Raw genomic sequence first — 13,295 nt, forward strand, 5'->3', positions numbered from 1 at the left:
TAACCCCGACCCCCGCCTGAAGTGTGGCGGCAGCGGGGCAGATGAGCGTCATACGTGGGCGGTGCTGACACGGGCTCGCCGCAGTGGCGCTCCTGCTCGGTGGAGGCTGGCGAGTGCTTGCCGGTAGGAGGTGATCAGTCCGGTTTCCAGGTAGTCCACGCCCAGGTCCTGGCAGTAGTGGCGGACGATGGACCGGGCTTTGCGCAGGTGGGGGCTGGGCATGCTGGGGAACAGGTGGTGTTCGATCTGGTGGTTCAGTCCGCCCAGGGCGAGGTCCGTGAACCAGCTGCCGCGTACGTTGCGTGCGGTGAGGACTTGTCGGCGCAGGAAGTCGGGGCCGTCGTTGCCGGTGAGGATCGGCATGCCTTTGTGGTTGGGGGCGAAGAGGCAGCCGAGGTAGATGCCGAACAGGCCCTGGTTGACGGCCAGGAACGCCATGGCCATGCCTGGCGGGAGGACGAGGAACACTGCGGTCAGGTAGGCGGCGATGTGCCCGTAGAGCAGCGTGCCGTCCAGGGCGCGGTTCTTCAGGGCGCGGTTGCGCAATGCTCGCGCGCTGGAGACATGAAGGTTGACCCCTTCGAGTAGGAGCAGGGGAAAGAAGAGGAACGCCTGCCGGCGGCCGAGGAGCCTCGGCAGTCCGGTCGCGGCGCGGGCCTGGTCCTGGGACCACACGAGCAGGTCGGGGGCGATGTCGGGGTCGAGGTCCTCGTGGTTGGGGTTGGCGTGGTGGCGGGTGTGTTTGTCCTGCCACCATCCGTAGCCCATGCCGATCGCGGCCCCGGCGATGCGGCCGCACGTCTCGCTGGGCCGGCGCCGGCGGAAGACCTGGCGGTGCGCGACGTCGTGGGCGAGCAGAGCCACCTGCCCGAACATCACGGCGAGGAACGCGGCGAGCGCCAGGGTCCACCAGCTGGCGCCGATGAGGACGAACGCGCTCCAGCCGCCGGCGTAGGCGACGGCCACGGCGATGGAGCGGACGGTGTAGTAGCCGGGGCGTCTGTTCATCAGGCCGGCCTCGGCGATCTTCCTTGACAGGCGGGCGAAATCACTGCCGCCTGCGGGGGGAGGCGGGCGACGGGGCGGGGTATGCGTGGTCATGCTGTCGGTGTGTCCTTCCCGGCTGATGGGCCGCGTCCGTCGGTGTGCCGGAAGCGAGGCGGCAGCCGGGTACCCACATCCCTGAGACCGGCACGCCAGCCGGGGTGCTTGTCAGAGTTCGCGGGTGTCACGGGGCTCGACGCAGGGCTTTTCCACGGGCGGGTGGCCGCTGCCGATGGCCCGGGCGCGTTCGAGTTCGGCGTTGAATTCCAGGCCGAGCAGGATGGCAAGGTTGGAGATCCACATCCAGACCAGGAAGATGACGATCGCGGCCATGCTGCCGTAGGTCTTGTTGCAGCTGCTCAAGTTCGCCACGTAGAAGGCGAACGCGGCGGAGGCGATGAACCAGAGAACGATGGCCATGAGGCTGCCGGGGCTGATCCACCGGAACTTACGTTTGACGTTGGGTGCCGCCCAGTACAGCAGGGCGATGATCGCGGCGAAGAGCATGATCATCACGGGCCATTTGGCGATGTTGTGGCCCCTGGGATCCACGACGTTGTGGTTGCGCCACTCACGGATACCGGCTTCCTGGATCGTGGCCTCCTTCTGAGCCGTTCGGGAAGCTGCGTCGCGCCCTCGCGGGGCACCGGTGTCCACCGTGGTAGTCGACAGGCATGCCGATGAAGACCCCGGGTGCCGCGGGCCGTTCCTCTCGTTTCGAACGGCTGGGCCGCGTGATCAGCCATTCACCAGTCGGACGCGGATGGCGGCGGAGCAGCGACCTGGCGTTGGGACAGCGTTCGCTGGGCTTCGCGGCGCTGGGTTTCCTCACGCTGGTGCCGCTGCTGATCATCGTCTCCTCTGCCGATCCGGAGCATGGGCGGGGATTCGCGCAGTGGCTGGGGGAAGGACTCGGCGTGTCGACGACCTCCAGGGAACATGTGGAGCAGCTGTTCACCCGCCCCAGTCAGGCTCTGCGGACCACGACCGCGTTCGGAATCGCCGTCCTCGCCGCTTTCGGCCTGGCCTTCGGGGCAGCGGTGCAGTCCGGCTACGAGAAGGTCTGGGATCTGCCCCCGGCCCGCTGGTGGGCCAGGTGGCGCCATGTGGTGTGGCTCGGCGTACTCATCGGCTACCTCTTCGCCTCCGCCACCACCACGCTGCGAGCCGAGTCCCTGGCCGGCGCGTTCGCCGCCGCGCTGAGCGCCGTCCTGTTCTTCTGGTGGTCGCAGCACATACTGCTGGGCCGGCGGGTTCGCTGGCAGGCCCTGTTGCCCGGCGCGGTGGCCACCATGGTCGGGCTGCTCGGTCTCAGGGTCTTCTCCCGGCTCGTCTACTCGCCGCTGATCGCGTCCAACGCCGTCACCTACGGCCCCGTCGGAACCGTCCTGGTCATCCAGTCCTGGCTCGTCGGTGTGGGCGTCGTCGTCTTCGGCGGTGCCCTGGCCGGCCGGCTGCTGCACGAGGAACTCCCACGCGTGGCACGTGTACTGAAACAGCGAGGATGAGACACGGCCTCGGAGCCCGGAGCTGCTCACACCTGACCGGACTGGCAGACGGACAAGAGGTACAGCAACGAAAGGACGCCCGACGCCAGTGAGGCGTGCGCCCGATCGGCGTGGGTGCTTTGCCGGTACCGGGCTGGCCGGGTGTCTCGAAAGGGGGCTTGCCGAGCAAGCGTCGTCACGGTTCTGACCATCCGTGCGGTCCGGTGCCGGCTACGCGATGCGTGCGACGACACCCTGCGGTCCCCGTCCGGCGCCGGGTCGGCCGGTCCGGGCAGCCCGCTGGAACCGGCTCCTGGGACCGGGCGTCCGGGGGCCGGCTCGGTGCATGCGCCGACGAAGCCGCACGCCTGGTGCTGCCACAGCTCGGCGTAGGCACCGTCCACCGCGAGCAGCTCCTCCTTGGTGACCTACTCGACGACGCTTCCGCAGTCGAGGACGACTAGACCGTCCAGGCCGCCGACGGCGCAGAGTCGATCAGCGACCACGACAAATGCCGAACCCGCGGAAAGCCCCACACCCAAGCCCTCCTCCGCCTCGCCCGCCACGACTCTGTACTTCGAGCTCGCCCCTGTCAACGTCGCGGTGAGCCTGATCGAACCCGGCGGCTTCCCCAACCGCCTGGGCGACAACCGGCGCCATGCCTGGCGCCCCGACAGCCACACCGCCTACCGCGAACACGCCCGCCGTTTCGCCGACGCACTTTCCCCGGACTTCGTGTGCACACGGAAACAGGACGCCAGGAGGCTGCCCCGCAGGCGCCCTGCCCGGACCCTCTGTCTGGACCGGACGCCGAGATCGGCTCGCCACCGGATATCTCCCACGCCTTTCCACGGCCGCCCGGTCGTCAGATTCCGGCCCGCTCCGACCCACCGCGACGCAGGGCCGGGGACTATGGTGGGGAACGGACGCCCAGGACCCCGGTGGACGCACGGCCTGCTGACCACGATGCCACGGGAGCGGAATCTCGTCCGGACCCGTCGCATCTTCGAGGAGATCCCTGTCGGGCACCGAGCCTCGGAGCGGAACCCCGACCTGGTGACCCACTCACGTCCTCGTACGCCCCGACCTAGGTCGCACCCCACCGGGTACGAAGCCCGGCGCCTCGCGGGCGGTGCCCGGTGACGGTCCCGAGAACACCTGAACGACTGGAACAGAGGTGTCATGCCTTACTCTGCGGCTGTCCGTCCGCCGGCAGGGCTCGCGTGCGCTCGCGCCGCTCTTGTCCCTTCCAGCGGGCGGGGGCGCCATGATCATGCCTCCGGCCCACGGTCAGCCGTGGAGCGGAGGAGGTTGCGAGCAGCCCGCCGTGGAAGCAATGTGCCCGCGCCGGCTCAGCCGCCGGCAGGCCGCCCGTTCCCGCGGGGATCTCGCGGGTCCGTTGCGGAGTCCCGTGCAGCGGCGTTCCGCGAAGATGCTCGCGAGCCGAGCCCGGAAGTCCGACCAGGACGTCTCGCCGTCGCCGTACGGCGGTCCGGATTGTCCGTGGTGATCGCGAGTACCGCGACCCTGGAGGGCTGCGGGTTCGGATCTTCCCCGGGATGGCGGCGCCGGCGGCTCCCCCACGCGACCTCAGCCTCCCGTGTCGTAGGCGATGACGACTTCGGGTGGCCGGGAATCGACGGAGCGCTCCCGCCCGCCGTCGGCCGGATCACCGGCGCCGGCGCCGGCTTCGCCGGGCTCCTGGTTCACCCGCACGTGCGGCACCGGGACATGGCCCGACGGCTGCAGGAACCGCTCCTCTCCGAGCGCCAGGCATCACTCGGTGTCGCCTCGGCGGACCGGGCCGACGAGCCGATCGTGGCCTCCCTCCGCTCCTGGCGCAGGAAGGACGTCGGAAACGTCCGTCGGCCGGCCGACGGTGCCGTGTTCCGGGCGCCTCCTCCCCCTTTGATCCGGTGGTCACCGTGATCCCCGGCAGCCGGTCGGCGCGGATCCAGGCTCTCGTGGCCGAGCAGGCAGCCCTGCGCGGCGCCCAGGTCGGCCTCCTCGACGTGTGTACGGCGGCGGTGACGGCGCTGCCGGTCGGCGGGGCCGGGGTGTCGGCGATGTCCCGCGGGCGGGCGAGTCATCCGCTGTGCAGCACCGACTCCGTCAGTCGGCAGCTGGAAGAACTCCAGCTCACACTGGGCGAGGGGCCGTGCGTGGATGCCTTTGTCCTCGGCTCCTCGGTCCTGTGCACCGACTTGTTGGCCGGTGAACTCCAGCGGCATTGGGCGGTGTTCGCCGACGCGGCCCTGGAAGCCGGAGCCAGGGCGGTCTTCGCCTTCCCCCTGCGGATCGGGGCCATCAGCCCCGGCGTACTCGACCTGTACTCCAGCACCTCGGTCGAGCTGGACGCGGACGAGGTGGCCGACGCGATGGCCTTCGCCGACACTGCCACGTTGCTTCTGCTCGACGCCGGGATCAGCGAGACGGGCGTCCCGTCCGGCACCGACGTGGCCGGCACGGACCGGCCGGACGACGCGCCCTTCGACGACCTGGGCGGATACCGGGCCGAGATCGACCAGGCCACCGGCATCCTCATGGTGCAGCTCGGCGTCGGCGTCGAGGAGGCATTCATCCGACTGCGCGCCCACGCGTACGCCCGGGGGATACGGATCTCGGTGGTCGCCGCCGACGTGGTCGCCCACCGGCTCCGCTTCCGCCGGGAGACGACACCGTCCGACGTGAGACCGCCGGATGCGCGTCCCGCCGATACGCAACCGCCTGATGCGCGACCGCCCGACGAGGAGCCCTGATGCTCACGCCCCACAAACAGAGGTGTGCACGATGAAGGAACAGCTGATGGCCCGGACGTTCGTCGAGCTGGCGGACAGTCTCGTCGCCGACTTCGACCTCATGGACTTCCTGCGTCTGCTCACCGACCGGTGCGTCGATCTGCTCGACGCGAGCGCGGCAGGCGTCCTGCTCGCCGACCGCGACGGAGTGCTGCGCGTCATGGCCGCCTCCGACGAGCGGGTGCGCCTCCTGGAACTCTTCCAGCTCCAGAACCACGAAGGCCCCTGCCTGGACTGCTTCCACACCGGGATCACCGTTTCCGTTCCCGACCTGCGCGACGAAGCCGCGCGCTGGCCCCTGTTCACCGCCCAGGCCCAGCGCATCGGCTTCACCGCCGTCCAGGCGCTGCCCATGCGCCTGCGCGACGAAGTCGTCGGCGCCCTCAACCTCTTCCACACCACCCCGGGGCCCATCAGCCCCGCCGCCACCCCCTTCGCACAGGCCCTCGCCGACGTCGCCACCATCAGCCTGCTGCAACAACGCACCACCGAGCGCAGCACCCTCCTCAACGAACAGCTGCAGACCGCCCTCAACAGCCGCGTCCTGATCGAACAGGCCAAGGGAAAGCTCGCCGAACGCCGCCACACGGACATGGAGCGGGCCTTCACGACGCTGCGCGCCTACGCCCGCGCCCACAACCGCCGCTTGGCGGACGTCGCCCGCGCCTTCATCGAAGAAACCGAGCACCTCCCCGGTCTCAGTCCGGGAAATTCCTGATCAGCCCCTGCGAGAAGGGTTCGTCATGCCACTTGGCCCCACCACCGGGACCCACCTCGGCACTCCGGGCACCCCCGACCGCCTCGACGAGGAGGAACTGAGCGCTCTGGACGCCCACTGGCGGGCGGCGAACTACCTGGCCGCCGGGCAGATCTACCTCATGTCCAACCCCCTGCTGACCGAGCCGTTGGCGCCTGAGCACGTCAAACCGCGACTGTTGGGGCACTGGGGCACCTCACCGGGTCTGAACCTGGTCCACACCCACCTCAACAGGGTCGTCAAGGCGAGGAAACTGGACGCGATCTGCGTCTGGGGACCAGGGCACGGCGGGCCGGCCGTGGTGGCGAACTCCTGGCTGGAGGGCAGCTACACCGAGACGTACCCGGACATCACCCGGGACGCGGCCGGCATGACCCGCCTCTTCCGGCAGTTCTCCTTCCCGGGCGGCATCCCCAGTCATGTCGCACCCGAGACCCCCGGATCGATCCACGAGGGCGGCGAGCTGGGTTACTCCCTCTCGCACGCCTATGGGGCCGCGTTCGACAATCCGGGGCTCCTGGTGGCCTGCGTGATCGGCGACGGTGAGGCCGAGACGGGCCCGCTGGCCGCCTCCTGGCACTCGAACAAGTTCCTCGACCCGGTACGGGACGGTGCCGTCCTGCCGATCCTGCACCTCAACGGCTACAAGATCGCCAACCCGACGGTCCTGGCCCGGATACCTGAGCCCGAACTCGACTCCCTGCTCAGGGGATACGGCCACGAGCCCCTCCACGTGACCGGGGATGACCCGCACGCCGTCCACCAGACGATGGCTCGCGCCATGGACGAAGCTCTGGACCGTATGGCCGCGTTCCAGTACGCCGCCCGTGCCGGTTCCGTCATCACCGAACGCCCGCGCTGGCCGGTGATCGTGCTGCGCACGCCCAAGGGCTGGACCGGACCCGCCGAGGTCGACGGCCTCCCGGTGGAGGGCACCTGGCGAGCACACCAGGTGCCGCTGCCCGCGGTACGCGAAAACCCCGACCATCTACGGCAGTTGGAGCGATGGCTGCGCTCCTACCAACCCGAGGAGCTCTTCGACGAGCACGGACGCCCCCGGGAACAGGTCCTGGCCTGCGTCCCCGACGGCGCGCACCGCCTGGGCGCCAACCCGCACACCAACGGCGGCCTGCTGCTGCGCGACCTGCCCCTGCCGCCCCTTCAGCGGTTCGCCGTCCCGGTCGACAAGCCCGGCTCGACGACGCACGAGCCGACCCGCGTCCTCGGCGACCTGCTGGCGCAGGTGATGGCCGACACGGGCGAGCGGCGCGACTTCCGGCTGGTCGGCCCGGACGAGACGGCCTCCAACCGCCTCCAGGCCGTCTACGAGGCGAGCGGCAAGGCATGGGAGGCCCAGGTTCTGCCCACGGACGAGCACCTGGAGCGCGGCGGCCGGGTACTGGAGATCCTCTCCGAACACACCTGCCAGGGCTGGCTGGAGGGCTATCTCCTCACCGGGCGGCACGGCCTGTTCTCCTGCTACGAGGCCTTCGTCCACATCGTCGACTCCATGGCGAACCAGCACATCAAGTGGCTGCGCGTCGCCCGCCGGCTCCCCTGGCGCCGCCCGATCGCCTCCCTCAACTACCTGCTCACCTCGCACGTGTGGCGCCAGGACAACAACGGCTTCTCGCACCAGGACCCCGGTTTCGTCGACCACGTACTCAACAAGTCGCCGGAGGTCGTGCGGGTCTACTACCCCCCGGACGCCAACACCCTGCTGTGCGTGGCGGATCACGTGCTGCGCAGCCGCGACTACGTCAACGTCGTCGTCGCGGGCAAGCAGCCCTGCTTCGACTGGCTCGACCTCGACGCCGCCCGCGCGCACTGCGCCCGCGGCGCCGGGATCTGGGCCTGGGCCGGCACCGAGTCCGACCCCGGCGAGCCCGACGTGGTGCTCGCCTGCGCGGGCGACGTACCCACCCTCGAAGTGCTGGCCGCGGCCTCGCTGCTCCGCCGCCACCTGCCCCAACTCGCAGTACGGGTGGTCAACGTGGTGGACATCGCCCGGTTGCTGCCCGCGGAGGAACACCCGCACGGCATGCCCGACAGCGAGTACGACGCGCTGTTCACCCCCGACAAGCCCGTCGTCTTCGCGTACCACGGCTATCCGTGGCTGATCCACCGGCTTGCCTACCGCCGCGCCAACCACCCGCACCTGCACGTGCGCGGCTACAAGGAGGAGGGCACCACCACGACCCCGTTCGACATGGTCGTACGCAACGACCTCGACCGGTACCGGCTGGTCATGGACGTCATCGACCGGGTGCCCGGTCTCGCGGTCCGCGCGGCGGCGCTGCGCCAGCGGATGATCGACGTCCGTTACCGCCATCACGACTGGATCCGCGCCCACGGGGTGGACCTGCCCGAGGTGGCCGAATGGACCTGGAGCCAGTGACCACCCGTGCGGCAGAGCTGCGGGTGGGGGACGCCGCCGCCGAAGACGCGAAGGCCGTGCTGTCCACGCTTGCGAGCAGTCCCGAGGGCCTGTCGGGGGGCGAGACGGGTGAGGCGGCCGAACGGCTCGCGGCCGTCGGGCCGAACGCCGTACGCACGCACCACGTCCGCGTCCTGGCGGTCCTCGGGCGGCAGCTGCGCAGCGCCCTGCTGATCCTGCTGGCGGTGACGGCCGGGGTCTCGTACTTCTTCGGCGAGCGGACCGGCGCGATCATCATCGCAGGGATTCTGGTGCTGAGCGTGGCACTGGGATTCGTCAACGAGTACCGGGCGGAGAAGGCGGCACAGGCCCTGCACTCGCGGGTGCGGCACACGGCCGTCGTGATCCGGGGCGGCGCGGCCGGCGAGGTCGACGTGACCGAGCTGGTGCCGGGCGATGTCGTACGTCTGACACTGGGGCAGGTGGTTCCCGCGGACCTGCGCCTGCTGGAGTGCACCGCGTTCGCCTGCGACGAGAGCGTCCTCACCGGGGAGTCCGCCCCCGCCGACAAGGACCCGGAACCGGTCGCCGCGGGGGCGGCGCTGGCCGAGCTGACCTCCTGCGCGCTGATGGGGACGGTGGTGCACGGGGGCAGCGCCACCGGAGTGGTCGTCGCCACCGGTGGCCGCGCCGAGTTCGGGCGGATCGCGCTGGGGCTGGGAGAACGGCAGCCGGAGACCGACTTCCAGGCGGGGCTGCGGCGCTTCTCCATGCTGCTCCTCAAGGTCGCCGCCGCCCTCACCACGGGGATCTTCGTCATCAACCTCCTGCTCCACCGCCCGCTGCTCGACGCCCTGCTCTTCTCGCTGGCCATCGCGGTGGGTATCACCCCGCAGTTGCTGCCCGCCGTGGTGAGCACGAGCCTGGCCACCGGCTCACGGCAGCTGGCGCGGCGCAAGGTACTCGTCAAACGGCTGGTGTGCATCGAGGACCTGGGCGACATGGACGTCCTGGTCACCGACAAGACCGGCACGCTCACCGAGGGCCGTATCCGTTTCGAGGCGGCCCTCGACCCGGCCGGTACGCCCTCCGACACGGTGCTGAAGCTGGGCCTGCTGGCCACCGAGGGCGACCTGGACCAGGTGGGCGGAAACGCGCTGGACGTCGCGCTGTGGCAGGCCACGGATGCGCCCCCGGCCGGACACCACCGGCTCGCGCTGCTGCCCTTCGACCACGACCGGCAGCTGGGCTCCGCGCTCGTCGAGCGTCCGGACGGCAGCCGCCTGCTCGTCGCCAAGGGCGCACCCGAAGCGGTCCTGGCCCGCTGCGATGACGTACCTGAGGCGGCCGCGGCGGTGCTCCAGGAGCACTTCGCGGCGGGCAGCCGGGTGGTCGCCGTGGCCACCCGGGACACGCACGGGCAGACGTCCCTCACGGCCGCCGACGAGTACCGGATGCGTCTGGCCGGCTTCCTGGTCTTCCTCGACCCGCCCAAGACCGGTGCCGCCGCCTCACTGCGCCGCCTCGCCGGCCTCGGCATCACCGTCAAGATCTGTACGGGCGACAACGCGCTCGTCGCCCAGAAGGTCTGCGCCGACCTCGGCCTGCCGCCCGGCCGCGCCCTGACCGGCCAGGACATCGGGGCGCTGGACGACGACCAGCTGACCAGGGCGGCCGAGACCACCACCGTCTTCGCCCGCGTCTCGCCCCAGGACAAGGCCCGAGTCGTACGGGCACTGCGGCGCCGGGGCCGGGACATCGGGTTCCTGGGCGACGGCGTGAACGACGCGCTGGCCCTGCACGCCGCCGACGTGGGACTGTCCGTGGACACCGCGACCGACGTGGCCAAGGACGCGGCCGACGTCCTGCTCCTGGAGAAGGACCTCGGCGTCCTCGCCGACGGGGTCGCCGAGGGCCGCCGGATCTTCGCCAACACCATCAAGTACGTCCTGATGGGCACCTCCAGCAACTTCGGCAACATGTTCAGCGCGGCCGGAGCCTCCCTGGTGCTGTCCTTCCTGCCGATGCTGCCCTCGCAGATCCTGCTCAACAACCTCCTCTACGACGCAGGGCAGTTGACCATCCCAACCGACCACGTCGACCCGGAGCAACTGCGCGCGCCCTCGCACTGGGACATCGCCTTCATCCGTCGCTTCATGCTCTTCTTCGGGCCCGTCAGCTCCGTCTTCGACTTCCTCACCTTCGCGGTCATGATCGAGATCTTCCACACCGGCGCCGAGCTGTTCCGCTCCGGCTGGTTCGTGGAATCCCTCGCCACGCAGGCACTGGTCGTCCTCGCCATCCGCACCGGCCGGGTGCCGTTCTACCGCAGCCGGCCCAGCCGCCCCCTGTTGGTCAGCGCCCTGGGTGTCGTCGCCGTCGGTGTCGCGCTGCCGATGTCCCCGCTCGCGGGACCGCTCGGTTTCCGGTCCCTGCCGCTCGGGCTCGTCCTCGTCCTGGCCCTGATGGTCGTGCTCTACCTGGTGCTGATCGAGGGCGCCAAGCACATCTTCTACGCCCGCGCCGACGCGCGGGCCGCGCTTCCACCGGTACGCCACCGCACCCTCCGGCATCGCATCCAACGCCGGGCCGGCCGCTTCAGCCACCACGGACCGCTGCAACCCCAGTGACACGCTGTCAACGGGGCCGGCAGCGGCACCACCCCGCACCGAGACGATCACGTCACCCCGGGCAGGCCGGGAACGGTCAACCGCTCAGGGATTCCTCGGCGTCCCGCCGCGTCGGCCAGTTGTGCCGCCGCTCCCGGGCCACCTCCGCACGGCTACCGACCCGCTCTCCGGGCAGGGAGACCGACGGTGCGAGGGCCGGTGCGGGGATGGCAGGCTCCGGGATCACGGCCCCCGCGGAGAGCGCGGCGTGCCTGTCACTCCGGCGCACAAGCCGTCCGTCGGACTCGTCGCCGCTGTCCCTGCTCTGGTGCTCGAAGAAGCGGAGCATCTCCACGGGGAACGGCATCACGAGGGTGCTGTTCTTCTCGGCGGAGACGTCCACCACGGTTTGCAACAGGCGCAGTTGGAGCGCGCCCGGGGTGTCGGCCATGGTCGCCGCGGCGTCGCTCAGCCGCTGGGACGCCTGGAACTCACCGTCGGCGGCGATGACCCGGGCCCGGCGTTCCCGCTCGGCCTCGGCCTGCTTGGACATGGAGCGCATCATCGACTCCGGAAGGGCGATGTCCTTGATCTCCACGCGCTCGTTGCGCAGTCCCCAGGGTTCCTCAGTGGGGGCGTCCATCACCTTCTTGAGTTCCGCGTTGATGTGGTCACGGTCGGAGAGCAGCGTGTCCATATCCGCCCTGCCGATGACCGCACGCAGCGAGGTCTGGGCGATCTGGGAGACGGCGCTGGGGTAGTCGCGGACGTTCACCAGGGCCTTGACCGGGTCGATGACCTTGAAGTAGACGACCGCGTCGACGGTGAGCGTCACGTTGTCGGCGGTGTTGGATCCTTGCGGCGGGATACCGAGAACCTCGGTCTGGACGGACACCTTCCGCATCCGGTCCCCGATCGGCCGGATGACACGCAGGCCGGGCCCGCGGATGTCCGGCAGCAGCCGCCCGAAGCGGAACACCACGCCCTTCTCGTACTGCTGGACGTTGCGCAAGCTCAGGGCGAGCAGGACCAGCCCGGCCACGGCGCACACCAGCAGCACAGTGATCAGAACACCCATGGTTCTCACTTTCCTTACGTCGATGACGGTCCCGGACCCGAGCGGTCCGGGAAGCACACGGCACGCGAGAACCCCGGCCTGTCGTCTGAGGTGCGGCCGGGGTCTCGGGCTGCTGTTGAGACTCTGGTGTGTCGGCCCGGCTCAGCCGGGAGAACCCTGCAGTGCGTCGGTCCGGTCGGCCGGGTGATGCCGGTGGCGGCCAGAATCCGCTCGGCCGAGACGCCGTTGTCATCCTGTACGGCCATGTCCATCGCGGCGTACGCGGGACCGGGACCGGTCCCCGGCGGGATCACCTGGAACAGGAAGTGGTCCTGGTCTCCACGGGTGACGATCACGATGTTGTCCCTCACGGCGGACCAGCCGATGCGGACCATGTGCCTGTCGACGAACAGATGGCCCGGGGTCTCGTCCCAGTCGCTCGCATCGAGGCCCACGCGGGCGATGGGGCCCAGGCGGGCCGTCAGCGCGGTGAGGAGACCCGACAGCCGGCTCCTGAGGTCGCGTCTCCGCAGCCACCACGCGCCGTCGAACGTCCCCGTGCTCTTGGTCGTCTCCATCCGCAGGACCGGTGTGCCGGGAAGCACCGGCTCGCCGCTGGTGTCCGCAAGGAGCCTGACGGTGTCCATGGCGGCTCCTTTCCCTCCCTCACGGGTGCGCCCGGCCCTTCCTCGGCCGGCTGCGGCCGTGCTGGCCACCAGGGTTCTCACGGCTCTCACCGCGCCGTCGGCGGAACGTATACGGCCGGGATCTGCGGGCGTGCTGCCGGATCGCGGACTTCGTGGTCTTCTTCGGAGTCCCAGGCCGTCTGCCCCGCCGGGTCGGCCTCCGACACTGTACGCAGGCGCGCCGCCTCCACCATCAGCCGGTCCACGTGCGAGGTGCGCAGGCAGTCTCTGCCGGCGGCCATCAGCCAGCGGGCCGAGACGGGCGTCGGCTGCACCCGCCCGCTCATGGGCACCGCACCCGGGGAGGCCGGCCAGTACGGCTGGTTCGTCAGGCCCCCGGTGATCCGCCCCGACAGCAGATCGAGCACGGTCGTCGGCGAGGAACCGAGGGGAGTGAAGGGGATCCGGAGTGGCTTGGAGGAGGGCGTACTTCCGGGGATCGGCGTGGGGTAAACGGTCGCAGTCATGACGCGAACCCTG

The 13,295-nt window shown here is 70.3% G+C and carries 9 protein-coding genes and 1 pseudogene; 5 read left to right on the top strand and 5 right to left on the bottom strand.

The window, feature by feature from the left end; translation table 11 throughout:
• Positions 1-48: 48 nt before the first annotated feature.
• Together BLW82_RS08400 and BLW82_RS08405 are read right to left on the bottom strand one after the other, a co-directional pair.
• Positions 49-1,101 carry a fatty acid desaturase family protein gene (locus tag BLW82_RS08400; protein ID WP_093498209.1) on the bottom strand — a complete coding sequence of 351 codons (1,053 nt, stop codon included), beginning with the start codon at positions 1,099-1,101 and terminating at the stop codon, positions 49-51.
• A gap of 111 nt (positions 1,102-1,212) precedes the next feature.
• Positions 1,213-1,578: pseudogene (locus BLW82_RS08405) on the bottom strand (YihY/virulence factor BrkB family protein); the annotation flags it as partial.
• Positions 1,579-1,718: 140 nt separating this feature from the next.
• On the opposite strand from BLW82_RS08405, the gene BLW82_RS08410 reads away from it, so the two are divergent.
• The 5 genes from BLW82_RS08410 to mgtA all read left to right on the top strand — a co-directional run bounded on the left by BLW82_RS08410 (position 1,719) and on the right by mgtA (position 11,093).
• Positions 1,719-2,552, top strand: coding sequence for a YhjD/YihY/BrkB family envelope integrity protein (locus BLW82_RS08410; protein WP_093498210.1), 834 nt, complete (start codon positions 1,719-1,721; stop codon positions 2,550-2,552).
• Positions 2,553-4,456: 1,904 nt separating this feature from the next.
• The gene (locus BLW82_RS08425; RefSeq protein ID WP_093507926.1) at positions 4,457-5,290 is read left to right on the top strand and encodes a GAF and ANTAR domain-containing protein; all 834 of its coding nucleotides are present in this window, start codon (positions 4,457-4,459) and stop codon (positions 5,288-5,290) included.
• 31 nt (positions 5,291-5,321) lie between these two features.
• Positions 5,322-6,047 (top strand): GAF and ANTAR domain-containing protein, encoded by a 726-nt coding sequence (locus BLW82_RS08430; protein WP_093507927.1) that lies wholly within the window; start codon positions 5,322-5,324, stop codon positions 6,045-6,047.
• Between the two features lie 25 nt (positions 6,048-6,072).
• Positions 6,073-8,484: a phosphoketolase family protein gene (locus BLW82_RS08435; protein ID WP_093498212.1), complete on the top strand. Its 2,412-nt coding sequence runs from the start codon at positions 6,073-6,075 to the stop codon at positions 8,482-8,484.
• Positions 8,466-11,093, top strand: a complete 2,628-nt coding sequence (gene mgtA, locus BLW82_RS08440) for a magnesium-translocating P-type ATPase (protein ID WP_177232882.1) — start codon at positions 8,466-8,468, stop codon at positions 11,091-11,093. The genes BLW82_RS08435 and mgtA overlap by 19 nt, the downstream gene beginning before the upstream one ends.
• 76 nt (positions 11,094-11,169) lie before the next feature.
• Here mgtA and BLW82_RS08445 read toward each other — a convergent pair whose 3' ends face one another.
• From BLW82_RS08445 to BLW82_RS08455, 3 genes are all read right to left on the bottom strand, one after another.
• Positions 11,170-12,150 carry an SPFH domain-containing protein gene (locus BLW82_RS08445; protein ID WP_256215710.1) on the bottom strand — a complete coding sequence of 327 codons (981 nt, stop codon included), beginning with the start codon at positions 12,148-12,150 and terminating at the stop codon, positions 11,170-11,172.
• 14 nt (positions 12,151-12,164) lie between these two features.
• A complete protein-coding gene (locus BLW82_RS08450; RefSeq protein ID WP_256215711.1) occupies positions 12,165-12,776 on the bottom strand; it encodes a DUF5994 family protein in 612 nt (203 codons plus the stop codon).
• An 86-nt stretch (positions 12,777-12,862) separates the two neighbouring features.
• A complete protein-coding gene (locus BLW82_RS08455) occupies positions 12,863-13,282 on the bottom strand; it encodes a hypothetical protein (protein WP_093498213.1) in 420 nt (139 codons plus the stop codon).
• Positions 13,283-13,295: the final 13 nt, after the last annotated feature.

Origin of the sequence: Streptomyces sp. Ag109_O5-10 (genome assembly GCF_900105755.1) — a bacterium.
GTDB lineage: Bacteria > Actinomycetota > Actinomycetes > Streptomycetales > Streptomycetaceae > Streptomyces.

Excerpts from the sequence above, each read along its gene's own strand:
- BLW82_RS08430 (WP_093507927.1), top strand. The coding sequence starts at position 5,322 with ATGAAGGAACAGCTGATGGCCCGGACGTTCGTCGAGCTGGCGGACAGT.
- BLW82_RS08445 (WP_256215710.1), bottom strand. The coding sequence starts at position 12,150 with ATGGGTGTTCTGATCACTGTGCTGCTGGTGTGCGCCGTGGCCGGGCTG.
- BLW82_RS08435 (WP_093498212.1), top strand. The coding sequence starts at position 6,073 with ATGCCACTTGGCCCCACCACCGGGACCCACCTCGGCACTCCGGGCACC.
- BLW82_RS08455 (WP_093498213.1), bottom strand. The coding sequence starts at position 13,282 with ATGACTGCGACCGTTTACCCCACGCCGATCCCCGGAAGTACGCCCTCC.
- BLW82_RS08450 (WP_256215711.1), bottom strand. The coding sequence starts at position 12,776 with ATGGACACCGTCAGGCTCCTTGCGGACACCAGCGGCGAGCCGGTGCTT.
- BLW82_RS08410 (WP_093498210.1), top strand. The coding sequence starts at position 1,719 with ATGCCGATGAAGACCCCGGGTGCCGCGGGCCGTTCCTCTCGTTTCGAA.
- BLW82_RS08400 (WP_093498209.1), bottom strand. The coding sequence starts at position 1,101 with ATGACCACGCATACCCCGCCCCGTCGCCCGCCTCCCCCCGCAGGCGGC.
- mgtA (WP_177232882.1), top strand. The coding sequence starts at position 8,466 with ATGGACCTGGAGCCAGTGACCACCCGTGCGGCAGAGCTGCGGGTGGGG.